Below are 24,905 nucleotides of genomic sequence, written 5' to 3'. Positions count from 1 at the left end.
GGTCTACGAGGCGCTCCACATCCACATCATGCCGCAGGCGCATTAGGAGACACGCCCTAGGTCACGCGCTCGCCCACAGCCCCGGGCGACCTGCCGCGCCGGCGAGGCGCGGGCCCTGGTGCTGGAGTCGCCTGAGCGGCCGTATCACGTGTGCGATGCGTGATCGCACTCGGTGGTGAACGTTCGCGTCGACCTGGCCTGCGGACTTCCTCACACGGACATCCTGGCCCGGTCGAGGCCCCGGGAACGCGAAAACCCCCGCTCAGGCGGGGGTATCTCGAAGCTGGGGTACCTGGACTCGAACCAAGAACAACTGAACCAGAATCAGCCGTGTTGCCAATTACACCATACCCCAATGGCCCGAAACCGAGGTTCTCGGGCCGAGAGTCAACTGTAGCCTACCCGCCCGCCGCAGCCAAACTGAGCCGGTCTCACCCGATCGTGCCGGGTTCCGAGGGTGCAGCTCCGCAAGATCCGTGCCGCGAAAGCGGTGAAGATCGCGGGAGAGCACCCCCGGAACTCGTGGTCTCGATACGCGCTTCGCGCTGCTCGACCGACGAATACGAGCGTCAGCCGACGAGCGCCGCCAGGCGGTCGATGCGCGCGAGCGAGTCGACCTTGCCGAGGATCTGCATCGACTCGAACAGCGGCGGCGAGACGCGGCGGCCCGAGACGGCGGTGCGCACAGGGCCGAAGGCCACGCGGGGCTTCAGCCCGAGACCGTCGATGAGGGCGGCGCGCAGCGCCTCCTCGATCTCGGCGGTGTTCCAGGCCGAGGCGGGCAGCGCGTCGAGGGCGTCGCGGGCAGCCGAGAGCACGGCGGAAGAGTCGGCCGGCAGCCCGCCGACGGCGGCCTCGTCGTACTCGAGCCCCGAGGCATCCGTGAACAGGAAGCCGAGCATGCCGGGCGCCTCGCCCAGCAGGGCGATGCGCTCCTGCACGAGCGGGGCCGCCTCGGCGAGCACCGACTCCTCGGCCGCCGAGATCGGCGTCGAGGCGACGCCCGCGGCCTGCAGGTACGGCACGGTGCGGGCTGCGAAGTCGTCGGCCGAGAGCTGGCGGATGTGGTCGCCGTTGATCGCCTCGGCCTTCTTGAGGTCGAAGCGCGCGGGGTTCGGGTTGACGTTCTCGACGTCGAACGCGGCGACGAGCTCGTCGCGGCTGAACACGTCTCGGTCGGCCGAGAAGCCCCAGCCGAGCAGCGCCAGGTAGTTCAGCAGCCCCTCGGGGATGAACCCGCGGTCGCGGTGGTGGAACAGGTTCGACTCGGGGTCGCGCTTCGAGAGCTTCTTGTTGCCCTCGCCCATGACGTAGGGCAGGTGGCCGAACCGCGGGATGAACGTCGTCACGCCGATGTCGATGAGCGCGCGGTAGAGCGCGATCTGGCGCGGCGTCGACGAGAGCAGGTCTTCGCCGCGCAGCACGTGCGTGATGCCCATGAGCGCGTCGTCGACGGGGTTCACGAGCGTGTAGAGCGGGGCGCCGTTGGGGCGCACGAGCACGAAGTCGGTGGTCGAACCCGCCGGGAAGTCGATGCGTCCGCGCACGAGGTCGTCGAAGCCGAGCTCGACCTCGGGCACCCGCAGGCGCAGCGCGGGCTGTCGCCCCTCGGCTCGGAACGCGGCCCGCTGCTGCTCCGTCAGGTCGCGGTCGAAGTTGTCGTAGCCGAACTGCTTCGGCCGGCCGGCGGCCTCGTTGCGGGCGTCGATCTCTTCGGCGGTCGAGAATGACTCGTAGAGATGGCCGGCCGCCTTCAGCTTCTCGATGACGCCGGCGTAGATGTCGCCTCGCATCGACTGGCGGTACGGCTCGTGTGGGCCGCCGACACCGACGCCCTCGTCCCACGAGAGGCCGAGCCAGGTCAGCGCGTCGAGGATCTGCTCGTAGCTCTCCTCGCTGTCGCGCGCGGCGTCGGTGTCTTCGATGCGGAACACGAACGTGCCGCCGGTGTGCCGCGCGTACGCCCAGTTGAAGAGGGCGGTGCGCACGAGACCCACGTGCGGGGTTCCGGTCGGTGAAGGGCAGAAGCGCACACGGATGTCGCTGCCGGTGGCCTGGGTGACGGGGTGAGCTGAATCGGACATCGGCTCAATGGTACCGACGCGGGCGGTGGGTTCGCGGTGCCGGGGTGGCGCGCTCAGCCCTCGTGACCCGCCAGCGCGGCCAGCGCCGACAGCGCCGCCGCGACGGCGGGCACCCGGTCGGCGCCCTTGGCGGTCACCAGATGCAGCGACCGCACGTCGGCGCGGGCCGTCGGCCGCGTGACGACCCCCGGATGCCTCGGCGACGCGGCGAGCGCGAGCGCCGGCAGCAGCGCGACGCCGAGCCCCTGCGCGACCATGCCCTCGACGGCGACGAAGTTGTCGGTCTCAAACGCGATGCGCGGCGTGAACCCGGCGGCGCCGGCGAGTTCGAGCAGGTGGCCGCGGCACCGCGGGCAGCCCGCGATCCACGGCTCCTCCCCCAGCTCGGCCAGATCGATCGTCTCGGATGCCGCGGCCGCATGCCCCGTGGGCAGCACGAGCCGCATCGGCTCGTCGCCGTAGCTGCGCACGTCGAGACCGCGCGCGCTCGCCCGGTGAGGGTCGTCGCGGTCGCCCGGGTAGCTGAAGGTGATCGCCACGTCGGCCCGGTCGCCGCGCACGGCGGCGACGGCCTCGGGGGGCTCCGCCTCGACGTAGGTCACCGTGACGCCGGGATGCTCGGCCGCGAGGGCGGCGATGAGTCGGGGCACGAGCGTGGCCGACGCCGACGGGAACGCGACGAGGCGCACTCGTCCGGCGCGGAGTCCCCGGAGTTCGGCGAGCTCGCCCGCGGCCGCTTCGAGCGCGGTCGCGACGGCGTTCGCGTGGCGGGCGAGCACCCGGCCCGATTGGGTGAGGCGGATGCCTCGGCCCACGCGTTCGACGAGGGCGATGCCGGTGCGCTCCTCGAAGCGGCGCAGCTGCTGGCTCACGGCGGGCTGGCTGTAGCCGAGCGCCTCAGCTGCGGCCGTGAGCGAGCCGTGCTCGGCGATGCGGCGCACGACCCGCACGGTCTGCAGGTCGAGGGCGGCGGCGAGGGCTTCGATCGAGGCGTCCGACATGCCGTAATCATAATCGGACGTTATGCATATCATCGATCACTGGGCCTTGTCGAATGATTCTCGGACGTCGAGGCTGGAGGCATGCTCGAACTCGGAGACCGCTTCGCCGCCGGCCGCGGCTATCTGGCCGCCTGCACGCTGGGACTTCCCGCCGATGTGACCCGCGACGCCGTGCGCCGCGACCTGGAGAGGTGGGCCACCGGCACCGCGAGCGCCGCCGACTACTCGGCGACACTCGAGCGGGCGCGCGGTCACGCTGCCGCGCTGCTCGGCACCGCGGCCGAGCGCGTGGCGACCGGCTCGCAAGTCTCGGTGTTCGCCGGGCTCGCCGCCGCGTCGGCGCCGGCCCGTGCCGAGATCCTCTGCGTCGACGGCGACTTCTCGTCGGTCGTCGCACCATTCCTCGCCCGGGGCGACCTCCGAGTGCGCCACGTGCCGCTCGACGCCCTCGCGGACGCGATCTCGACGTCGACCTGGCTCGTCTCCTACTCGCTCGTGCAGTCGGCGACCGGGGAGGTCGCCGACGAGGCATCCATCGCCGCTGCCGCCCGGGCGGCCGGCGCGCTGACGCTCGTCGACACGACCCAGGCGACCGGCTGGATGCCGACCGACGAGGTCGCCGGCGACCTCGTCGTCTGCCACGCGTACAAGTGGCTCGGCGCACCGCGCGGTGCGGCTTTCGCGGCGTTCTCCGACCGCGCGGTCGCCGAATTCACCCCGCACACCGCGGGATGGTACTCGGGTGCCGACCCGTGGGCGTCGTGCTACGGGCCCGAGCTGCACCTCGCCGAGGGCGCGCGCCGGTTCGAGGTCTCCCCCGCGTGGCATGCCTGGGCCGGCGCCGAGGCGGCGCTCGGGTTCGCCGCGTCGCTCGACCTGCGGGCGGTGCGGCGCCACGATGTCGGGCTCGCGAACGCGTTCCGCGAGCGGCTCGGGCTCGAGGCATCCGACTCGGCCATCGTGACCTGGCCCGACGAGACCGGGTGCGACCTCGCCGCGCTGACCGCGGCCGGGCTCGTCGCGTCGGGGCGCGCAGGTCGGGCGCGGGTCGCGTTCCACCTCTGGAACGACGAAGAGGATGTCGCCCTCGCCGCCGACGCGGTCACCGGCTCACGCAGCCCGCTCGGCGTCGGCTGAGCCGCTCGGCATCGGCGCCCGAGCCGTCGGGTGCATCGATCATGCCCGCCGCCTCGAGGCGTTCGCGAGTGGTGATGGTCTCGTGCCTCGAGCCCGATCCGCCCTCGAGGCGTCGCCGGATCGATGCGGCGATCCGCTGCGCCTGCGTCTTCGCCCGTCCGGCGGTGGGGCCGGCGAAACGGGCATCGACCTCGGCGTTCCACAGCTCGAGCCAGCGATCGAACTCGGGTGCGCCGAGCGTCGCCTTCGCGTGCACCGCGACGTGCAGCGCGAGCGCGTTGCGGCGGTAGGCACCGGTGTCGAACAGCACCGTCTCCCAGAAGTCGCACATGATCGGCAGGTGGTGGTCGAGGTCCATGTGCGCGACGTCGGTGAAGATGGGGCCGATGAGCGGGTCAGCGAACGCACGACGGTAGAACGCCCCGATCAGCGCGGCGAGATCGTCGCGGTCGCGGATGTCTCGCCGCTCCCCGCTCGCCGCACCCATGCCCCGACTCGCCTACTGCGCGGCGCGCACCGGGTTCGAGAGGCTGCCGAGCCCTGAGATCGTGACTTCGACCGTGTCGCCGTCGACGATCGGGCCGACGCCCGCGGGCGTGCCCGTGAGGATGACGTCGCCCGGCAGCAGCGTGAACACGCTCGAGGCGTACGCGACGATCGCGGGCACCGAGTGCACGAGGTCGGCCAGTCGCCCGTCCTGGCGGCGTTCGCCGTTGACGCTGGTCTCGATCGTGCCGGCCGCGAAGTCGACGTCGGTGTCGATGACCGGGCCGAGCGGGCAGAACGAGTCGAAGCCCTTCGCGCGGGTCCACTGGCCGTCGCGGCGCTGGAGGTCGCGAGCGGTGACGTCATTCGCGATGGTGTAGCCGAAGATCACCTGGTCGGCGTCGGCCTCGCTCACGTTCTTCGCGATGCGGCCGATGACGACCGCGAGCTCGCCCTCGTGCTCGACCTGCTCGCTCTGCCTCGGCAGCACGATCGCGTCGCCGGGGCCGATGACCGACGTGTTGGGCTTCAGGAAGAGCAGCGGCTCAGTCGGCGCCTCGCCACCCATCTCGGCCGCGTGGTCGCGGTAGTTCTTGCCGACCGCGATGACCTTCGACCGCGGGATCACGGGCGCCAGCAGCTTCGCCTCGGTCAGCGGAACCCGCTCGCCCGTCGGCTCGTAGCCGGCGAACATCGGGTCGGCCTTCAACACGACGAGCTCGTGCTCCTCTTCGTCGACGACGCCGAACGAGATGGTCTCACCGTGGGTGAACCGCGCGATCTTCATGACGTCAAGCCTATCGGCGCGGGTCTTCGCCCGCCGAGTCGCCGAACAGTGCTGCTCATGATGCGAAGAAGAGCATGCTTCGGCGACTCGATGAGCGTGCCGACCACCGGGCACGCCGGCGGGGCGACGCAGCGGCCCGACCGCCTCAGCCGTCGGGGATCAGCCGCTTGCCGAGGCTCACCGCGTCGTCGATCACGTAGCCGAGCCGCTCGTAGAAGGCGATCACCTCGGTGTTCGACGTGCGCACCTGCAGGTTGAGCTTGGGGCAGCCGCGCTCGATGAGCAGGCGCTCGGCCTCGTCCATGAGCGCACGCCCGAGTCCCGTGCCGCGGGCCGGGTCGGCGACCGCGAGGTAGTTGACCCACCCGCGGTGCCCCTCGTAGCCGACCATCGCCGTGCCGACCACGCGGCCGGCGGCGGGATCGCCGGCCACCGCGACCAGGAACAGCTCGGGCTGCACCGAGAGCTTGCGCTCGACGTCGAGGTAGGGGTCGTTCCACGGCTTCACGAGACCCGCTGCGCGCCAGAGCGCGACCACCGCCTCGGTGTCGCCGACGGCGAACGACCGGATCGCGATCGATCCGGCCGTCACCGTCTCATCCGCAGGCGCCGACGAGGAGGAGGACGCCTCGGTCACGCGTCGAGCCGCACCATCCAGCCGTGACGGTCTTCGACGCGGCCGTACTGGATGCCCGTGAGCTCGTCGCGCAGCGACATCGCGAGCTCCGTCGCGGCGTCGCCCTCGTGCACGATCTCGAAGTCGTCCGCGAGCAGCTTGCCGATCGGCACGACGACCGCGGCGGTGCCGCACGCGAACGCGCCGATGATCTCGCCCGACTCGGCCCCCCGGCGCCACTCGTCGATCGAGATCTTGCGCTCTTCGACCTCGATGCCGCGGTCGCGCGCGAGCTGCAGGATCGAGTCGCGCGTGATGCCCTCGAGGATCGAGTCGGACTCGGGGGTCAGCAGCCGGCCGTCGCGCGTGACGAGCACGACGTTCATGCCGCCGAGCTCTTCCAGGTTGCGCTCGTCGTCGAGGAAGAGCACCTGCTGGCAGCCCTTCTCGTACGCCTCGGCCTGCGGCAGCAGGCTCGACGCGTAGTTGCCGCCGGTCTTGGCGGCACCGGTGCCGCCCTTGCCGGCGCGGGCGTAGTTCGTCGAGAGCCAGATGTTCACGGGCTGCACGCCGCCAGGGAAGTACGCCCCGGCCGGGCTCGCGATGAGGTAGTACGCGACCTTCTTCGCGGGACGGACGCCGAGGAACGCCTCTTTCGCGAACATGAACGGACGCAGGTACAGGCTCGTCTCGTCGGCCGAGGGCACCCACGCTCCGTCGACCGAGATGATCTGGGCGAGCGAGTCGAGGAAGATCGACTCGGGCAGCTCGGGCAGCGCGAGGCGGCGGGCCGAGCGCTGCATGCGCGCGGCGTTCGCCTGCGGGCGGAAGGTCTGGATCGAGCCGTCGGCGTGACGGTAGGCCTTGAGGCCCTCGAAGATCTCCTGCGCGTAGTGCAGCACGGCGGCCGCGGGGTCGAGCTGGATGGGACCGTACGGCGAGACGCGCGGCCGATGCCAGCCGCCCTTCTCGCTCCAGCACACGTCGACCATGTGATCGGTGAAGTGCTGGCCGAAGCCCGGAGCGGCGAGGATCGCCTCGCGCTCGGCGTCGGACTTCGCCTCGGGGTTGCGGATGGTCTGCCAGATGAGCCCGGCGGCGGTCGGGGCCTGGAGCGGAAGGTCGATGGTCATGGCGCCCTCTCTCAGAGATGCGGATATGGGATGCGGTTGCTACGAATTCGCGGGCACCGTCGCCGCGATGCGGGCGGCGATGCGGTCGCCGACCTCGCTGGTCGACCGTGCGGCGTCGCCGCGCTCGGCGACGTCGTCGGCGATCGCCCGTTCGACGCGGGTCGCGGCATCCGTCTCGCCCAGGTGGCGGAGCAGGAGCGCGACCGAGCCGATCGCGGCGGTCGGGTCGGCGATGCCCTTCCCGGCGATGTCGGGAGCCGAACCGTGAACCGGCTCGAACATGCTCGGGAACGTGCCGTCGGGGTTGATGTTGCCCGAGGCTGCGAGTCCGATGCCGCCGCTGATTGCGCCGGCCAGATCGGTGAGGATGTCGCCGAAGAGGTTGTCCGTGACGATGACATCGAATCTAGCAGGATCGGTGACGAGGAAGATCGTCGCCGCGTCGACGTGCAGGTAGTCGACCGCGACATCGGGGAACTCGGCGGCGACGGCGTCGACCGTGCGCTTCCACAGCGACCCCGCGAAGACGAGCACGTTCGTCTTGTGCACGAGCGTGAGCTTGTTGCGGCGGCGGGATGCCTCGGCGAACGCGTAGCGGACGACGCGCTCGACCCCGTACGCGGTGTTGACCGAGACCTCGTTCGCGACCTCCGCGGGCGTGCCGACGCGGATCGCCCCGCCGTTGCCGACGTACGGGCCCTCGGTGCCCTCGCGCACGACGACGAAGTCGACGTCGCCGGGATTCGCGAGCGGGCTCACGACCCCCGGGTAGAGCACGCTCGGGCGCAGGTTCACGTAGTGGTCGAGCTCGAAGCGGAGCTTCAGCAGCAGGCCGCGCTCGATGTTGGCGCCGGCCAGCCGCGGGTCGCCCGGCACCCCGCCGACCGCGCCGAGCAGGATCGCGTCGTGCGCCTTGATGGCGTCGAGGTCGGCGTCGGTCAGCACGTCGCCCGTCTCGAGGTAGCGCGCGGCACCGAGCGAGAACGGCGTCTGCTCGAATGCGAGGTCGCCCCCGGCCGTCGCAGCGTCGAGCACCTTGAGCGCCTCGGCGACGACCTCGGGGCCGATGCCGTCTCCGGGGATGACCGCGAGCTTGACCGTACGTACCATGGATTCTCCTTCTCGCACCAGCCCCTCCAGCGTAGTGCCGTACCTCGCTACGCTCAGCCCTATGACGAGGACCCGTCGCCTGACGGGATGCTCATCGAGGCGGCGTCCGCCCACGGCCGTCGCGGAACAAGGGAGGACGCAATGAGTCTGGGACTCGGTATCGTGCTCGTCGTCATCGGCGCGATCCTCACGTACGCCCTGAATGTCACGGTCGACTGGATCGACCTGCAACTCGTCGGCTACATCCTGATGGCCGCCGGTGCGGTGATCATCGTGATCGGGATCATCCTGCTCGTCCGGCGCCGCCGGACGATCGCGACGTCGCACACGAGCGTCGACCCCACGACGGGAGACCGGATGACTCGGGCCGAGAACTCCACGCCCGAGGACCCGACGCTCTGATCGTCACGGCGTGACCCGCCGCACCCTCGCCGCCGAGCCGGTGCGGGCGCCCGACGCACGCGCGACCCGTCGCGTGCCCGGGCGTCCGCCCGGGCGGCCGGCGCTCAGTCGTGCTGCGCGGGGTTGCGCAGCGTGACCGCCGCGACGACCGCGGCGGCGACCATGAGGCCGACGCCGATGAGCGAGGTCACGAGCACGCCGCCGTCGAACGCGACGGCCGCGGCGCCCATGAGCGCGTCGGCCTGCGCCGGGGGCAGCTCGCTCGCGACGGCCGCCGCGCCTGCGAGCGTCTCGCGCGAGGCATCCGCCTGGGCCGCCGTCAGGGAGGCGGGCAGTTCGATCGCGCTCGCGTAGTGCGCCGCGATGATGCTGCCGAGGCCCGCGGTGCCGAGCACCGCGCCGAGTTCGTACGCCGTCTCCGAGACGGCCGACGCCGCGCCCGCCTTCGCGGGCGGCGCGCTCGAGAGGATGAGCTCGTTCGAGACGGTCTCGGCCATGCCGATCCCGATGCCGAGCATCGTGAACGCGACGATCACGGCCCCGGTCGACCCGTCGGAAGCGCCGAACGCCACCACGAGGTAGCCGCCCGCCGACAGCGTGAGCGCCGAGGGCACGAGCACCCTCGGGTGCACGCGACGTGCGATCGGCACGACGACGAGGCCCGAGATGATCATCGCGATGAGTCCGGGCAGGAGTGCGAGCCCCGCCTCGACGGGCGAGAGCCCCGCGATGATCTGCAGGTGCTGCGAAACGAAGAACAGGAAGCCGACGAGCGACACGACGCTCAGGAGGTTCACGAGCACGGCGCCGCCGAAAGGCCCCACCGTGAAGAGGCGCACGTCGAGCATCGGGGCGTCGCTTGCGAGCTGGCGCCGCACGAACAGGTAGCCGGCCAGGAGCCCGCCGACGATGAACAGCGGGCCGACGACGTCGATGCCCTCCGTCGCGAGGTGCTTGATGCCGAACACGATCGGCGCCATCGTCGCGAGCGACAGCAGGATGCTCCAGACGTCGATGCGACCGGGACTCGGGTCGCGGCTCTCGGTGATGAGCAGCGGCACGAGCACGAGCATCGGCACGAGCACGGGCACCGCGAGCAGGAACACCGAACCCCACGCGAAGTGCTCGAGGAGCACGCCGCCCACGAGCGGTCCGAGCGCGCTGCCCGCGGCGAACGCCGAGGCCCAGATCGCGATCGCGAGACGCCGCTGCTCGCGATCGCTGAAGATCGAGCGCAGCAGCGACAGCGTCGAGGGCATGAGCATCGCGCCGAAGAAGCCGAGCGCGGCACGCGCCGCGATGAGGAGTTCGGCGGTCGGCGCGAAGGCCGCCCCGACCGAGACGGCCGCGAAGCCGATCGAGCCGATCATGAGCATGCGGCGACGGCCCCAGCGGTCGCCGGCGCTGCCCATCGCGACGAGCAGGGCGGCGAGCACGAGCGGGTAGGCGTCGATGATCCAGAGCTGCTGCGCGGCGGTCGGCGCGAGGTCGCTCGAGATCTCGGGCAGCGCGAAGCTCAGCACCGTGTTGTCGATCGACACGAGCAGCGCCGGCAGCATGAGCACCGCGAGGGCGAGCCAGGCGCGGCGCGGCGCTCGGCCGGCTCGGGCCGCGGCCCGGGCGCGGGTGGCGGCGGCCGCGGCGGATGCCTCGGGCACGGCGCGCGGCCGGCCGTTCGTCTGGTTCGTGGTCGTGGTGGCCGTCTGGTCGGTCATGGTTTCACTCAGTTTCTATACCGTCTGGCTGGTATAGTAACAGAATCCGCCGACGTCGCGGCAGCCGCCTCGCCCAGCACGCGATCACCGCCGTTTCAGGGAGAATGAAGCCATGGCCCGCCCACCCGCCGCCCGCGAAGCGGTGCTCGACGCCTTCGAACGGCTCATCATCGCCGACGGCGAGCGCACCGCGACGATCGACGCGACCGCCCGCGCCGCCGGCGTCTCGAAGGGCGGGCTGCTCTACCACTTCGGCTCGAAGCAGGCCCTCGTCGCGGGGCTCATCGAGCGCCTGCTGCGCCTCGTCGACGAAGACCTGACGCGCATCGACGAGGCGCCCGACGGCGCGATCGCCTACTTCCTGCGCTCCTCGCTCGACATCGAGACCCCGCTCGACCACACCTTCGTGGCGACGCTGCGGCTCGCCCAGGGCGGCGATCGCGAGGCGGGGCGCGCACTCGACGAGGCCGAGACCCGCTGGATCGAGACCATCACGCGGCACGTCGGCGACCCGACGCTCGCCCTCGCCGTCACCCTCCTGGGCGACGGCCTCTACCATCGGGCGGCCCTCCGCGCAGAAGCCGTCGGCGTCGACCTCCCCGCCGCCGCGACCGGGTCGGTCTCGGCCGAGCAGCTGACGGCGCTCGTCGCCCTGCTCGAGCGCCTCGTCACCCGCTGACAGCAGGTCGCCCCCGGCGTCGGCGCGACGCTCCGAGAGGATCGACCGGATCCGCTTCAGCCGGCGACGTCACAGGACATTCCGGCCGGCACCACCGCATACGCACCCGCCGACCGCAGCTCCTGCAACGTCCCAGAACGACGGATGCCTCGGCGCGACGCCCGCGAGGGCGCAGCGCCGAGGCATCCGGGCGGTGAATCGACCTACTCGGTGATGTCGATCTCGACGAACAGCGTCGCGTCGATCGCCTCGCGCACCCGGTCGAGCACGTCGGCCGGAACCGGCGAGTCGACCGTGAGCACGCTGAGCGCCGATCCTCCGGCCTCGCGACGGGCGATCTGCATGCCGGCGATGTTGATGCCGGCCTCGCCGAACTCCCGGCCGTAGACCGCGACGATGCCGGGGCGGTCGGTGTACTCCATGATGATGTGCGTCGTCGCGATCGGCACCTCGAGCTCGTAGCCGTTCACGCCGACGAGCTTCTCGGCCTGCTTCGGGCCGGTCAGCGTGCCCGCGACCGACACCTGGGTGCCGTCGGCGAGTGCGCCGCGCAGCGTGATGACGTTGCGGTACTCGGGGCTGTCGGCCTCGGTGATGAGGCGCACCTGCACGCCGCGCTGCTCGGCGAGGAGCGGCGCATTGACGTACGACACGGTCTCGGAGACGACGTTCGTGAACACGCCCTTGAGCGCCGCGAGCTTCAGCACGCTCACGTCGTAGTCGACGAGCTCGCCGCGCACCTCGACGTCGAGGCTCGTGAGCGCGCCGTGGGCGAGGCCCGAGAACAGCTGCCCGAGCTTCTCGACGAGCGGGATGCCGGGGCGAACGTACGGGTCGATGACGCCGCCTGCGACGTTGACGGCGTCGGGCACCAGTTCGCCGGCGAGGGCGAGGCGCACCGACTTCGCGACCGAGACGCCCGCCTTCTCCTGCGCGTCATCGGTCGACCCGCCGAGGTGCGGCGTCGCGATGAGGTTCGGCAGGCCGATGAGCGGCGACTCCTTCGGCGGCTCCTGCACGAAGACGTCGAGCGCGGCGCCCGCGATCTCGCCCGAGACGAGGGCGTCGTGCAGCGCCTGCTCGTCGATGAGGCCGCCGCGGGCGACGTTCACGATGTACGCCGTGTTCTTCATCTTGGCGAGCTGCTCTGCGCCGATCATGCCGACCGTCTCGGGCGTGCGCGGCATGTGGATCGTGACGAAGTCGCTGCGCTCGAGCAGTTCGTCGAGCGAGACCGTCTGCACGCCGAGCTGCTGGGCGCGCGCCGACGTGATGAACGGGTCGTACGCGATGACCTCGACGCCGAACGCCTGCAGGCGGGCGGTGATGAGCGCGCCGATGCGGCCGAGACCGATGATGCCGACGGTCTTCTCGTACAGCTCGGTGCCGGTGTAGGCCGAGCGCTTCCACTCCCCCGCCGAGAGCGAGGCGTGCCCGGCCGGGATGTGGCGGGCGAGGCTCAGGATGTGGCCGATCGTCAGCTCGGCGGCCGAGATGATGTTCGACGTCGGGGCGTTGACGACCATGACGCCGGCCGTCGTGGCCGCCTTCACGTCGACGTTGTCGAGGCCGACGCCGGCACGGGCGACGACCCGCAGGTTCGGCGCCGCGGCGATGGCCTCGGCGTCGACCTTCGTGGCCGAACGGATGAGGACGGCGGCGGCATCGGCGAGCGCCGACAGGAGCGCCGGACGGTCGGTACCGTCGACCTTGCGGATCTCGAAGTCGGGCCCGAGGGCGTCGACGGTGGCGGGCGAGAGTTCTTCGGCGATCAGCACGACCGGCTTTGACACGAACGGTTCCTTCGGGGCGGTGCGCGACGAAGCGCGCAAAGGGGGGTGCGCCTACGCCAGTGGGGGCGCCGTTACCCCGACAACCCTACTGGAGCATGACGCCGCATCTCGTTCTGTGACGGCCCGCGACACCGGTCGATCGGGCCGGAATGGGTGAAAGCGCGGACGAACTGTGCGCGGACTCGGGTGTCAGCCGACGACGACCCCGCGCACGAGTCCCAGCAGCACCGTGCAGCTGAGGAACAGCGCGCCGGAGACGCAGAGTCCGGTGAAGTACAGCGCGACGCGAGGGAGCACGCCGCGCGACCGGCCGAGCGCGAACGCGGCGAAGAAGCACGCGAACGGCGCGAGGAACGCCACGGTCATGATCGCCCAGCCCGCCGGCGAGAACGTCAGCCCGATGCCGAGCAGCTGCACGACGCTCTCGACGACCTCCCACACGTCGTACGCGTAGAAGAGGCCGAACAGCGTCGCGAGCGCGACATCGAGCCACATCGGCACGCGGCGCGAGGGGGCGGACGCCTCGGGGGCGAGCGGTTCGGCGGTCATGCGGTCACCCCCAGTACGAACGGCAGCGGGACGAGCACGACGGCGCCCGCGACGAGCCAGAGGAATCGCGACCGCGTGGTCGTCGTGCCGCGCAGTGCCAGCGCGAACCAGCAGGGCGCAGCGAGCACGGCGAGCCAGAGCCCGAGCGAGTACATGGCGTCGCTCACGACGCTCGTGCCGGGCGCCGACGTCCGCACGGCGGTGATGAGCCAGCCGATCGTGTAGAGCAGGTAGACCCCGCCGAGCACGCCCAGGGCGATGAGCACGGCCGAGCCCGTCTGCGCCGGGGCATCCTCGTCGCTCGACCCGCCGGCCTCCTCGTCGGTCGCTCCGTCGTCGGCCGGTTCCGCGGCTCCCGCATCAGCGAGCGGAACCGCCTTGCCGACGGTCTTCCAGCCTGGAGCGAGGGTCGGGTCGTCGTCACCGTCCCAGCGCAGGGCGTCGTCGTCGGAATCAGGGTCGGGACGCATGGCTCCAGCCTAGCGGCGCGGCTCCCCGGGCCGCTTGCGGGAGTCAGGCGCCCGCGGTCACCCCGCGCCGGGCGGCCTCGACGGCGGCGGCCACGAGCGCCGCATCGGTCTCGTCGAATCCGTCGACCCCGCCGCCCGGTCCGCTCGCGCCGCCGCGTACGGCCCGCCCGCGGGCCGAGAGGTGCACCGCATCGACGCCCGCCGCGGCGAGCTCGGCGATGTCGTCGAGCCTCACTCCGCCGCCCGCCATGATCTCGAGCACGCCGGACGCCTCGGCCATGGCTGCGAGATTCGCGAGGCCCGTGCGGCAGTCGGCCGCGCCGCCCGAGGTGAGCACCCGCCGCACGCCGAGGCGAGCGAGACCGGCGACCGCGGCGCGGGGGTCGTTCGCGGCATCGACGGCGCGGTGCACGGTGACGTCGGCCTGCCCCGCGGCGTCGATGAACCGGCGCACGGCCTCGACGTCGAGGTCGCCCGTCTCGGTGAGCGCGCCGACGACCACGCCGTCGGCGCCGGCGGCGACCACGGCCCGGATGTCGCGCTCGATCGTGTCGAGCTCGTCGGCGTCGTAGACGAATCCGCCGCCGCGCGGGCGCACGAGCACGTGCACGAACGAGGGTGCCGACGCCTCGGCGGCGAGCCCGACCGCCGTCTCGACGAGTCCGATCGACGGCGTGAGGCCGCCGAGGCCGAGGGCCTGGCAGAGCTCGATGCGCGCGGCACCGTGCTCGAGCGCGATGCGCGTGCCCGAGGCATCCTGAACGGCGATCTCGACGGGGAGCGGGAAGGCGACCATTCTCGACAGCGTAGCGGGCGGCACCGCGCTCCGACGTCGCCGCCGTCTCCGCGGACTTCGACACCGCGGCCGCACGGCGGCGGCCCGCCCCGAGGCATCCTCGGAGCGGGCCGCCGTGCGCCCGACACGACCCGTTACGGGAAGACCGGCACCCCGTTGCGAACGAGCTTCCAGTTCACGGTGTGGAAGGTGGCCGGGTCGATCGTGCCCTGCTCCGAGGCGTAGGCGACGATCGCCTCGCGGATGGCGACCTGGGCGTTGTAGACGACCGGTGCCGACGCGATGTGCGGGAATCCTCCACCGCCCGACTGGCGGTAGTTGTTCACGGCGACGAGGAACTGCTGGCCGTCGGTCACCGCCGCACCGTCGTACATGAGCGGCGAGATGCGCTGGCCGACCGGCTTCGAGATGTCGATCGTGTACTCGACGCCCGAGAACTGGTCGTAGTTGTAGTCGGGTGTGAACGCCGACCTCGGGGTCGCCGCGTTCGTCCACTTCTCGGGCTCGATCGGGGCGTCGGGCGCGACGACCTTGAAGTACTCGGCAGAGAACTCGAGGTACTGCTTGATCTGCGCGCCCGTGAGGATCGAGGCCATGAGCGTGTTGTCGTAGATGTAGAGCCCCGCGACGTCCTTGATCGTCACATCGCCCTGCGGGAAGCTCGCGGCCCGGTTGAAGGGCGCGGCGATCGAGACGATGGGCAGGGAGGCCTCGGGCGTGCCGGCGACCGCCGCGGCGACGGTCTCGGTCTGCACCTTGTTGACGTAGTCGAGGATCGCGGTGTCCTTCCAGCAGGACTCGGCAGCGAGCATCTCCTCGGTCGAGACCGCGACCTTCGAGTGCATGTAGTCGACGACGGCATCGTGCTGGTCGCGCACGATCGCGACGAACTCGGGGTCGTCGACGACGGTGTTCGCGTTGAGCAGGTACGCCTTGTGCTCGGCGACGGACCACTTGCCGCGCGCGTAGGTGAGATCGAGGTCGAAGACACTGAGGCGCTGGCCCCAGTTCTTGGGCTCGCTCATGATGACCTCGGCGCCGGTCACGAGGTTCGTGACGAGGCGCTCGGGAATCTCCGCGTGCGCGTGACCGAAGAGGATCACGTCGACGTCCGGCACCTGCTCGGCGACGAGCTTCGCCGCGTTCTCGATCGGCAGTTCGGGCCCGTAGGTCGACAGGCCGCTCTCACCCGAGTGGGCGCTCACGACGATGATGTGTGCGCCCTCGGCCTTCATCACCGGAACCCAGCGCTTGGCGGTCTCGACGAGGTCGAGCACCTCGACCTTGCCCGACACGTTCGCCTTGTCCCAGATGACCACGCCGGGGTTCGTGAGTCCGAGCACGCCGACCTTGACGGGCGGGTGTCCCTTCGCGACCTTCATCGACGTGATGGTGTACGGCGTGTACCGGGGAACCTTCGTGCCCGCGTGGACGGCGTTCGCGGCGAGCACCGGGGCGTCCATCTGCGAGATCCAGTTGTCGAGGAAGTCGAGGCCGTAGTTGAACTCGTGGTTGCCGAGGGCGACGGCGTCGTACTCGAGGGCGTTCATCTGCGCGGCCACCGGGTGCATCGCACCCGATTCGGTGATCGGATCGACGGTCGCGTAGTAGAACCCGAGCGGGGTGCCCTGGATGGTGTCGCCGGCGTCGAACAGCAAGGTGTTGCCGCGCCCCCGGTCGGCGCGGACCTGCTTCACGAGGCTGGCCACCCGAGAGAGCCCGACCGCGTTGCTCGGAACACCCGGCTTGCCGTCGTAGTACACCGCGTCCTTGTAGTAGTCCCAGTTGACGACGTTCGCATGCAGGTCGGACGTGCCCATGATCGTGATCTTCGCCGTCGTGCCGTTCGTCGCCGCCGTCGCCGGGGCGGCCGACCAGCCGGCCGCGGCGAGGGCGGTCGCGGCCGAGGCGCCGATCAGGACGTTTCGTCGGGTGAAACCGGATGACGCGTGGCCGACCTCTTCGTCGGGAACTGCGCACGAGCACCAGCGGGGGACGGGTTCGTGATTCGAGTGATCGCTCATGGCATCGAATCCGACCACGTCGGGATGCCTCACTGCAAGGGTTTGCAGCTGAATTCCTCGTGCTCATTCGCGCACGGCGACGAACGGCCCGTCCAGGAGGGAATTCCTGGACGGGCCGTGTGGGTTTCGAGACGCGTCGGGCTTCGCCCGGCGCGCTCCTCAACCGGCGGGGTGGGTCAGCGAGCGACCTCGCCGTCGACGTAGTCGTCGTCGTCCGACGAGTTCCACGCGAAGAGCTTGCGCAGCTCGCGGCCGGTCGTCTCGATCGGGTGCTGCTCGCCCTTGGCGCGGAGCTCGAGGAACTCCTTCTGCCCGTTGTCCTGGTCGGCGATGAAGCGCTTCGCGAAGGTGCCGTCCTGGATGTCGGCGAGCACCGCCTTCATGTTCTCCTTGACCGACGGGTCGATGACGCGGGGGCCCGACACGTAGTCGCCGTACTCCGCCGTGTCGGAGACCGACCAGCGCTGCTTGGCGATGCCGCCCTCCCACATGAGGTCGACGATGAGCTTGAGCTCGTGCAGCACCTCGAAGTAGGCGATCTCGGGCTGGTAGCCGGCCTCGACGAGGGTCTCGAAGCCGTACTGCACGAGCTGCGAGGTGCCGCCGCAGAGCACGGCCTGCTCGCCGAACAGGTCGGTCTCGGTCTCTTCGGTGAAGGTGGTCTTGATGACGCCGGCGCGGGTGCCGCCGATGCCCTTGGCGTACGACTTCGCGAGCTCCCAGGCGGTGCCGGTCGCGTCCTGCTCGACGGCGATGATGTCGGGGATGCCTCGGCCGGCGACGAACTCGCGGCGCACGGTGTGACCGGGCGCCTTCGGCGCGACGAGGATCACGTCGACGCCCGCGGGCGCCTCGATGTAGCCGAAGCGGATGTTGAAGCCGTGACCGAAGACGAGCGCGTTGCCCTCGACGAGGTTGTCGCGCACCGACTCCGCGTAGATGTGGCGCTGGTACTGGTCGGGGGCGAGGATGACGACGACGTCGGCCCACGCCGCGGCATCCGCGACGCTCTTGACCTCGAAGCCGGCCTCTTCGGCCTTCTGGATCGACTTCGAGCCCTCCTTGAGGCCGATGACGACCTCGACGCCCGAGTCGCGCAGGTTCTGCGCGTGCGCGTGGCCCTGCGAGCCGTAGCCGATGACGGCGACCTTCTTGCCCTGGACGATCGAGAGGTCGGCGTCCTGGTCGTAATACATCTCAGCCATTGCTGTTCTTCTCCTTGGTGTGGGTGTTCATGACGGATGCCTCGGCGCCGTGCCGCGGCATCCGCGCTCAGTTCTTGAAGACGCGTTCGGTGATGCTCTTGCCGCCACGGCCGATCGCGAGGAGACCCGACTGGGCGATCTCCTTGATGCCGTAGGGCTCGAGCACCTTGAGCAGCGCCTGGGTCTTGCCCGAGTCGCCGGTGACCTCGATCACGAGTGCGTCGGTCGAGACGTCGACGACGCGGGCGCGGAAGAGGTTGACCGCCTCGAGCACCTGCGAGCGGGTCGTGTTGTCGACGCGCACCTTGATCAGCAGGTGCTCGCGCTGCACCGACTGGGCGGGGTCGAGCTCGACGATCTTGATGACGTTGACGAGCTTGTTGAGCTGCTTCGTCACCTGCTCGAGCGGCAGGTCCTCGACGTCGACGACGACCGTGATGCGGCTGAGGCCGTCGATCTCGGAGTGGCCGACCGCGAGCGACTCGATGTTGAAGCCGCGGCGTGCGAAGAGGCCCGCGACGCGGGTCAGGAGGCCGGGCTTGTCCTCGACGAGGAGTGAGAGCACGTGGGTCGACATGGTCAGTCCTCCTCGCTGAAGGCCGGCGCGTGATCGCGGGCGTACTGGATGTAGCTGTTCGACACGCCCTGCGGCACCATCGGCCACACCATCGCGTCGGCGGAGACGACGAAGTCGATCACGACCGGGCGGTCGTTCGTCTCGAGGGCGAGCTTGATCGCGTCGTCGACCTCCTCTTTCTTCGTGACGCGGATGCCGAGGGCGCCGTACGCCTCGGCGAGCTTCACGAAGTCGGGGATGCGAACGGTGTCGTGCCCCGTGTTGAGGTCGGTGTTCGAGTACCGGCCGTCGTAGAACAGGGTCTGCCACTGGCGCACCATGCCGAGCGAGGAGTTGTTGATGACCGCGACCTTGATGGGGATGTCGTTCAGGGCGCACGTCGCGAGCTCCTGGTTCGTCATCTGGAAGCAGCCGTCGCCGTCGATCGCCCAGACGTCGCGGTCGGGCTGCGCGACCTTCGCTCCCATCGCCGCGGGCACCGCGTAGCCCATCGTGCCGGCGCCGCCGGAGTTGAGCCACGAGTTGGGGCGCTCGTACTTGATGAACTGGGCCGCCCACATCTGGTGCTGGCCGACGCCCGCGGCGTAGACGCCCTCGGGGCCGGTGAGCTCGCCGATGCGCTCGATCACGTACTGCGGGGCGAGCAGTCCGTCGCTCGGCTCGGAGTAGCCGAGCGGGTACTCGTTGCGGAGCCCGTCGAGCGTCGCCCACCACTCGTCGAGGTCGGGCGTCGTCGCGCGGATCGCGTCGCGGTAGGCGGCGCCGAGGTCGACGAGCACCTCTTTCAGGTCGCCCACGATCGGCACGTCGGCCGTGCGGATCTTGGAGATCTCGGCGGGGTCGATGTCGACGTGCACGACCTTCGCATCGGGGGCGAACAGCGCGGCCTTGCCGGTGACCCGGTCGTCGAAGCGCGCACCGAGGGCGACGATGAGGTCGGACTCCTGCAGCGCGAGCACCGCGGGCACGGTGCCGTGCATGCCGGGCATGCCGAGGTGCTGCGGGTGCGAGTCGGGGAAGGCGCCGCGGGCCATGAGCGTCGTGACGACCGGGGCCTTCGTCGTCTCGGCGAGCGCGAGCAGCTCTTCGGAGGCGCGGGCGCGGATGACGCCGCCGCCGACGTAGAGCACCGGGCGCCTGGCCGCCGCGATCAGCTGGGCTGCGGCGGTGACCTGCTTGCCGTGCGCCTTCGTGATCGGGCGGTAGCCGGGCAGTTCGACCTTCGGCGGCCATCGGAAGGGGAACTTCGCCTGCTGGGCGTCCTTCGTGATGTCGACGAGCACGGGGCCGGGCCGGCCCGTCGTGGCGATGTGCACGGCCGCGGCGATCGTGGCGGGGATGTCCTCCGCCTTCTTCACGAGGAAGGAGTGCTTCGTGATCGGCATCGTGATGCCGACGATGTCGGCCTCCTGGAAGGCGTCGGTGCCCATGAGCGTCGAGAACACCTGGCCGGTGATCGCGAGCAGCGGCACCGAGTCCATGTGCGCGTCGGCGATGGCGGTGACGAGGTTCGTCGCGCCGGGCCCCGACGTGGCGATCGTGACGCCGAGTCGGCCGCTCGACGACGCGTAGCCCTGGGCGGCGTGGCCGCCGCCCTGCTCGTGACGGACGAGGATGTGGCGGAGCTTCTTGCTCTCGAAGAGCGGGTCGTAGACGGGCAGGATGGCCCCGCCCGGGAGTCCGAAGACGTCGGTGATGCCGAGCAGTTCGAGCGAACGGACGACCGCCTCGGCACCCGTGATCTCCACGGGTGCAGCGGACGGCACGGCCGCAGGCGTCGGCACGGGGGACGATTCCGTGGGCATGCGGTTCCTATCTGGTGGACGGTGATTGCGAAGGGTGCGCAGCACTCAGCCCGTCGTCGCGCCTTCGGCAGCGGAGCGCACGAGCTTGGAGTACTTCGCGAGAACGCCTCGGGTGTAGCGCGGAGGAAGCGGAGCCCAGCCCTCACGGCGGGCAGCCAGCTCGGCCTCGTCGACAAGTAGGTCGATGGACCGGGCTGCGATATCGACCCGAATCAGATCACCATCGCGCACGAAAGCAATCGGACCTGCGTCGACTGCTTCGGGTGCCAGATGGCCGATGCACAGGCCGGTTGTGCCGCCTGAGAATCGACCGTCCGTCAAGAGTAGTACATCTTTTCCGAGCCCTGCGCCCTTGATGGCCGCGGTGATCGCGAGCATCTCGCGCATGCCGGGGCCGCCCTTCGGCCCCTCGTAGCGGATCACGACGACGTCGCCGTGCTTGATCTCGCCGTTCGTGAGCGCATCCATCGCGCCGCGCTCGCGCTCGAACACGCGCGCAGGGCCCTCGAACACGGCCGCGTCGAAGCCGGCGGTCTTCACGACCGCGCCCTCGGGCGCGAGCGTACCGTGAAGGATGGTGAGGCCGCCGGTCTCGTGGATCGGGTCGTCGAGGGTGTGCAGCACCTCGCCGTCGAGCGGCGGCAGGTCGAGCTCGGCGAGGTTCTCGGCCATGGTCTTGCCGGTGACGGTGAGCACGTCGCCGTGCAGGAGGCCCGCGTCGAGCAGCGCCTTCATGAGCACGGGCACGCCGCCGCGGCGGTCGACGTCGTTCATGACGTACTTGCCGAACGGCTTGAGGTCGCCGATGTGCGGCACCTTCGAGCCGATGCGGTTGAAGTCGTCGAGGGTGAGGTCGACCTCGGCCTCGCGGGCGATCGCGAGCAGGTGCAGCACGATGTTCGTCGAGCCGCCGAGCGCCATGCCGACGGCGATGGCGTTCTCGAAGGCCTTCTTGGTGAGGATCTGGCGGGCGGTGATGCCCTTGTTGAGGAGGTTGACGACGGCCTCGCCGGAGCGGTGCGCGTAGTAGTCGCGGCGGCGGTCGGCCGACGCCGGCGAGGCGGAGCCGGGCAGCGAGAGCCCGAGCGCCTCGGCGACCGACGCCATCGTGTTCGCGGTGTACATGCCGCCGCAGGCGCCCTCGCCGGGCGCGAAGGCGCACTCGATGCGCTTCGCATCGGCCTCGCTCATGGTGCCGGCCTTGACCGCGCCGACCGCCTCGAACGAGTCGATGATCGTGATGTCCTTCTCGGTGCCGTCGGAGAGGCGCACCCAACCGGGCGCGATCGAGCCGGCGTAGAGGAAGACGCTCGCGAGGTCGAGGCGGGCGGCCGCCATGAGCATGCCGGGGATCGACTTGTCGCAGCCGGCGAGCAGCACCGAGCCGTCGAGGCGCTCGGCCTGCATGACGACCTCGACCGAGTCGGCGATGACCTCGCGCGAGACGAGCGAGAAGTGCATGCCCTCGTGCCCCATCGAGATGCCGTCGGAGACCGAGACGGTGCCGAACTGCAGCGGGTAGCCGCCGCCGCCGTGCACGCCCTCCTTCGCGGCCTGCGCGAGGCGGCCGAGCGAGAGGTTGCAGGGGGTGATCTCGTTCCACGAGCTCGCGATGCCGATCTGCGGCTTGTCCCAGTCGGCATCGCCCATGCCGACGGCGCGGAGCATGCCCCGGCTCGTCATGGCCTCGATGCCATCGGTGACGGTACGACTACGCGGTTTGGGATCGAACTCCGACATGCATCGAGTCTATGGCCAGCGCGATGGGGCCCCGCGCGAGATGTCACGCTCGTCGGCGAGGCGCTCGAGCAGGAGCGCGACATCCTCGGGGCTGCGCACCCGGTGCGTCGCGAGCGAGCGCCCCTGGCCGACCTTCACCCCGACGTCATCGCCCTCGAGGGTGGCGAAGGCGTCTTCGTCGGTGACGTCGTCGCCGACGTAGACGACCGCACTCGCGCCCGCATGCTGGCGGAGCCGCATGAGCGCCTCGCCCTTGTCGCTCGGCCGCACCGAGAACTCGATGACCCCCTTGCCGGCCCGCATCGTGAGGTCGGGCAGCTCGGCGGCGACCCGCTCGCGCGCGGCGCGCTGCAGCTCGCTGGCCGTGGCCGCGGGCACCTTGCGCGTGTGCAGCGCGAGTCCCGCCGGCTTCCACTCGACCCACGCCGCCGCATCGCCCGCGGCGATCTCGTCGAGGATGCGGGTGAGCTCCTCGAGATCGGCGAGCTCGCCGTCGCGCAGCTCCATCGTCACCGCTCCCCCGTCGAGCTGCAGTTCGACGCCGTGCGAACCGCTCAGCAGGGCGCCGTGCGGCGGGTCGGCGACCTCGCGCAGGCTCTCGAGCGCACGGCCCGAGACGATCGCGACACGGGTGTCGTCGGCCGCCGCGAGCCGCTCGACGGCGGCGCGGGCGCGTCCGGTCGCCCTCGCGTCTTCAGGACGGTCGACGAGCGGCGCGAGGGTGCCGTCGAAGTCGAGTGCCACGAGCAGCCGCTCGGCGCCGGCGACGCGACGGACGGCCGCCTCGAGCGGCTCGGGCACGCCCGGGGCGATGATGCCGGCCCCCGTGAGGGTCTTCAGGAACGAGGCCGACCAGTTCGCGACGTCGTTGTCGCGGACGCGCCGTCGGAGCGCCCGCATGCGCCGCGTGCGCTCCCGCTTGGGCATCGACACCGCCTCGACCATCGCGTCCTTCACGCCCTCGATGTCGTGCGGGTTGACGAGCACGGCCTGGCGCAGCTCATCGCTCGCGCCGGTGAACTCGCTGAGCAGCAGGACCCCGTCTTCGTCGAATCGGCACGCGACGTACTCCTTCGCGACGAGGTTCATGCCGTCGCGCAGCGCCGTCACGAGCATGACGTCGGCGGCGAGGTAGAGCGCCACCATCTCCTCGCGCGGGTAGCCGTGGTGCAGGTACGCGATCGCCTGGTGGCCGAGCGTCGAGTAGTCGCCGTTCAGGCGGCCCACCATGAGCTCGATCTCGTCGCGGAGCTGCCGGTACGTCTCGACGCGCTCGCGCGACGGACTCGCGACCTGCACGAGCGTGGCCTGCTGCACCGAGAGGCGTCCGTCGCGCAGCAGCTCGCCGAACGCCTTCAGCCGATGCCGGATGCCCTTCGTGTAGTCGAGCCGGTCGACCCCGAGCATGATCGTCTCGGGATCGCCGAGGCTCGCGCGGATCTCGCGGGCCCGGGCCTGCACCTCGGGCCGGCGGGCGATCTCCTCGAAGCCGGCCGAGTCGATCGAGATGGGGAACTGCCTGGCGACGACGTGCCGCACCTCGCCCGAGTCATCGGGCACGTCGATGACGCTGCCGCGCGTCGCGAAGCCGAAGAGCCGCCGCACCGCCCGCGTGAAGTTGCCGGCGTCGGCAGCGCGCTGGAAGCCGATGACGTCGGCCCCGAGCAGTCCGTGGACGACCTGGCGGCGCCACGGCAGCTGCGAGTAGATGCCGTACGCCGGGAACGGGATGTGGTTGAAGAAGCCGATCACGAGGTCGGGCCGGCTCTCGCGCAGCATGCGCGGCACGAGCTGCAGCTGGTAGTCCTGCACCCAGACGACGGCGCCCGGCGACGCGGCCCTGGCGGCCGCCTCGGCGAAGCGCCGGTTGACGCGCACGTACGCGTCCCACCACTCGCGGTGGTACGACGGCGGCGCGATCACGTCGTGGTAGAGCGGCCAGAGCGTGTCGTTCGAGAACCCCTCGTAGTACTCCTCGAGCTCCGACTCGCTGAGCGGCACCGGGATGATGGAGATGCCGTCGTGCTCGAACGGCTCGAACTCGCGGTCGGCCACGCCGGCCCACCCGATCCAGGCGCCGTCGGCGGTGCGCATGACCGGCTCGAGGGCGGTGACGAGCCCGCCGGGCGAGCTCTTCCACTGCGTCTCGCCGTCGGGCCCCGCCTGGTAGTCGACGGGCAACCGGTTCGAGACCACGATCATGTCGTAGGCGGCATCGACGTACAGGTCGTCGCGTGATGGTTCGGGGGCGTTCATAGAGCGGATGTCCCTCCTCGCGCTGTCCTCAGGCTAACAGCGCCCCCGCATGCGCCGGACGGTCGGGTCGACGCGCACCCCGATGTCGGGGGTTCCTGCCAGCATCGGGTCATGGACATCCAACGCCTCCAGCCAGACGGGCTCGTCGTGAGCCCGGCGTTCAGCCACGTCGCGATCGTTCCCGCCGGCGCGACGACCGTCTACCTCGGCGGCCAGAACGGCGTCGACGAGACGGGCTCGGTCGTCTCGGGCGACATCGCCGAGCAGGCCGTGCGCACCATCGACAATGCGGCCGTCGCCCTCGCCGCGGCGGGTGCGTCGCTCGCCGACGTCGTGCAGTGGACCGTGCTCATCGCCGACGGCGCCGATCTGCGCGCCGCCTACGGCGCGATCGCGCCGCGCCTCGCCACGGGCGGCGCGCCGCCCCTCGTCACCGCGGCGACGGTCGCGGGCCTCGGGGTGCCGGGCGCGCTCATCGAGGTGAGCGCGATCGCTGCGCTGCCCGCCTGATTCCACCGCCGGTCGAGTAGCGCCCGAAGG

The 24,905-nt window shown here is 70.9% G+C and carries 22 protein-coding genes and 1 tRNA gene; 4 read left to right on the top strand and 19 right to left on the bottom strand.

The genetic code is table 11. From position 1 onward, the window contains the following. Positions 1-283: 283 nt before the first annotated feature. From PX701_RS05910 to PX701_RS05900, 3 genes are all read right to left on the bottom strand, one after another. Positions 284-355 (bottom strand) — tRNA-Gln (locus PX701_RS05910). Positions 356-569: 214 nt separating this feature from the next. Next, positions 570-2,084, bottom strand: a complete 1,515-nt coding sequence (gene gltX / locus PX701_RS05905; protein ID WP_275505754.1) for a glutamate--tRNA ligase — start codon at positions 2,082-2,084, stop codon at positions 570-572. Between the two features lie 53 nt (positions 2,085-2,137). Further along, complete coding sequence (locus PX701_RS05900; protein ID WP_231430667.1) at positions 2,138-3,085, bottom strand: LysR family transcriptional regulator; 948 nt, start codon at positions 3,083-3,085, stop codon at positions 2,138-2,140. Between the two features lie 81 nt (positions 3,086-3,166). Between PX701_RS05900 and PX701_RS05895 the strand changes: the two genes are divergently transcribed. Then, entirely contained in the window at positions 3,167-4,222 is a 1,056-nt protein-coding gene (locus PX701_RS05895) for an aminotransferase class V-fold PLP-dependent enzyme (RefSeq protein WP_275505753.1), read from the top strand. On the opposite strand, the gene PX701_RS05890 is transcribed toward PX701_RS05895, so the two are convergent. The 5 genes from PX701_RS05890 to PX701_RS05870 form a co-directional block, all read right to left on the bottom strand. Beyond that, positions 4,188-4,709: a group III truncated hemoglobin gene (locus tag PX701_RS05890; RefSeq protein ID WP_275505752.1), complete on the bottom strand. Its 522-nt coding sequence runs from the start codon at positions 4,707-4,709 to the stop codon at positions 4,188-4,190. The genes PX701_RS05895 and PX701_RS05890 overlap by 35 nt on opposite strands. A 12-nt stretch (positions 4,710-4,721) precedes the next feature. Continuing rightward, positions 4,722-5,495, bottom strand: coding sequence for a fumarylacetoacetate hydrolase family protein (locus PX701_RS05885; protein WP_275505751.1), 774 nt, complete (start codon positions 5,493-5,495; stop codon positions 4,722-4,724). A 145-nt stretch (positions 5,496-5,640) separates the two neighbouring features. Next, the gene (locus tag PX701_RS05880; protein ID WP_275505750.1) at positions 5,641-6,132 is read right to left on the bottom strand and encodes a GNAT family acetyltransferase; all 492 of its coding nucleotides are present in this window, start codon (positions 6,130-6,132) and stop codon (positions 5,641-5,643) included. Next, entirely contained in the window at positions 6,129-7,244 is a 1,116-nt protein-coding gene (locus PX701_RS05875) for a branched-chain amino acid aminotransferase (protein WP_231430662.1), read from the bottom strand. Before PX701_RS05875 ends, PX701_RS05880 begins: the two co-directional genes overlap by 4 nt. 39 nt (positions 7,245-7,283) lie before the next feature. Further along, positions 7,284-8,354, bottom strand: a complete 1,071-nt coding sequence (locus tag PX701_RS05870; RefSeq protein ID WP_275505749.1) for a 3-isopropylmalate dehydrogenase — start codon at positions 8,352-8,354, stop codon at positions 7,284-7,286. 141 nt (positions 8,355-8,495) lie between these two features. Here PX701_RS05870 and PX701_RS05865 point away from each other — a divergent pair, with 141 nt between their 5' ends. After that, positions 8,496-8,756 (top strand): DUF6458 family protein, encoded by a 261-nt coding sequence (locus tag PX701_RS05865; protein ID WP_231430660.1) that lies wholly within the window; start codon positions 8,496-8,498, stop codon positions 8,754-8,756. A gap of 104 nt (positions 8,757-8,860) precedes the next feature. Here the strand turns inward: PX701_RS05865 and PX701_RS05860 are convergent, their stop codons facing one another. Then, positions 8,861-10,471 (bottom strand): MFS transporter, encoded by a 1,611-nt coding sequence (locus PX701_RS05860; protein WP_275505748.1) that lies wholly within the window; start codon positions 10,469-10,471, stop codon positions 8,861-8,863. Between the two features lie 112 nt (positions 10,472-10,583). Between PX701_RS05860 and PX701_RS05855 the strand changes: the two genes are divergently transcribed. Further along, entirely contained in the window at positions 10,584-11,150 is a 567-nt protein-coding gene (locus tag PX701_RS05855; RefSeq protein WP_231430658.1) for a TetR/AcrR family transcriptional regulator, read from the top strand. 203 nt (positions 11,151-11,353) lie between these two features. Here PX701_RS05855 and serA read toward each other — a convergent pair whose 3' ends face one another. The 10 genes from serA to PX701_RS05805 all read right to left on the bottom strand — a co-directional run bounded on the left by serA (position 11,354) and on the right by PX701_RS05805 (position 24,365). Then, positions 11,354-12,943, bottom strand: coding sequence for a phosphoglycerate dehydrogenase (gene serA / locus PX701_RS05850; protein WP_231430657.1), 1,590 nt, complete (start codon positions 12,941-12,943; stop codon positions 11,354-11,356). Between the two features lie 189 nt (positions 12,944-13,132). Then, positions 13,133-13,492, bottom strand: coding sequence for a hypothetical protein (locus PX701_RS05845; protein ID WP_231430656.1), 360 nt, complete (start codon positions 13,490-13,492; stop codon positions 13,133-13,135). After that, positions 13,489-13,962 carry a DNA polymerase III subunit gamma/tau gene (locus PX701_RS05840; RefSeq protein ID WP_275505747.1) on the bottom strand — a complete coding sequence of 158 codons (474 nt, stop codon included), beginning with the start codon at positions 13,960-13,962 and terminating at the stop codon, positions 13,489-13,491. The genes PX701_RS05845 and PX701_RS05840 overlap by 4 nt, the downstream gene beginning before the upstream one ends. Before the next feature lie 43 nt (positions 13,963-14,005). Next, positions 14,006-14,758, bottom strand: a complete 753-nt coding sequence (locus PX701_RS05835; protein ID WP_275505746.1) for a copper homeostasis protein CutC — start codon at positions 14,756-14,758, stop codon at positions 14,006-14,008. Between the two features lie 134 nt (positions 14,759-14,892). Further along, the gene (locus tag PX701_RS05830) at positions 14,893-16,782 is read right to left on the bottom strand and encodes a 5'-nucleotidase C-terminal domain-containing protein (RefSeq protein ID WP_275505745.1); all 1,890 of its coding nucleotides are present in this window, start codon (positions 16,780-16,782) and stop codon (positions 14,893-14,895) included. A 176-nt stretch (positions 16,783-16,958) separates the two neighbouring features. After that, a complete protein-coding gene (gene ilvC / locus PX701_RS05825) occupies positions 16,959-17,987 on the bottom strand; it encodes a ketol-acid reductoisomerase (RefSeq protein WP_231430652.1) in 1,029 nt (342 codons plus the stop codon). A 67-nt stretch (positions 17,988-18,054) separates the two neighbouring features. Then, positions 18,055-18,564: an acetolactate synthase small subunit gene (ilvN, locus tag PX701_RS05820; protein ID WP_231430651.1), complete on the bottom strand. Its 510-nt coding sequence runs from the start codon at positions 18,562-18,564 to the stop codon at positions 18,055-18,057. A 2-nt stretch (positions 18,565-18,566) separates the two neighbouring features. After that, positions 18,567-20,369, bottom strand: coding sequence for an acetolactate synthase large subunit (locus PX701_RS05815; protein WP_231430650.1), 1,803 nt, complete (start codon positions 20,367-20,369; stop codon positions 18,567-18,569). Positions 20,370-20,414: 45 nt separating this feature from the next. After that, entirely contained in the window at positions 20,415-22,109 is a 1,695-nt protein-coding gene (gene ilvD, locus PX701_RS05810) for a dihydroxy-acid dehydratase (protein ID WP_231430649.1), read from the bottom strand. 9 nt (positions 22,110-22,118) lie between these two features. Beyond that, positions 22,119-24,365, bottom strand: a complete 2,247-nt coding sequence (locus PX701_RS05805) for a bifunctional alpha,alpha-trehalose-phosphate synthase (UDP-forming)/trehalose-phosphatase (RefSeq protein ID WP_231430648.1) — start codon at positions 24,363-24,365, stop codon at positions 22,119-22,121. A 111-nt stretch (positions 24,366-24,476) separates the two neighbouring features. Between PX701_RS05805 and PX701_RS05800 the strand changes: the two genes are divergently transcribed. Next, the gene (locus tag PX701_RS05800) at positions 24,477-24,875 is read left to right on the top strand and encodes a RidA family protein (protein ID WP_231430647.1); all 399 of its coding nucleotides are present in this window, start codon (positions 24,477-24,479) and stop codon (positions 24,873-24,875) included. Positions 24,876-24,905 lie beyond the last annotated feature (30 nt).

Source organism: Agromyces chromiiresistens, assembly GCF_029167465.1.
GTDB classification, from domain to species: domain Bacteria; phylum Actinomycetota; class Actinomycetes; order Actinomycetales; family Microbacteriaceae; genus Agromyces; species Agromyces chromiiresistens.
The sequence above is the reverse complement of the archived record's forward strand: the minus strand, read 5'-3'. Positions and strand labels throughout refer to the sequence as shown.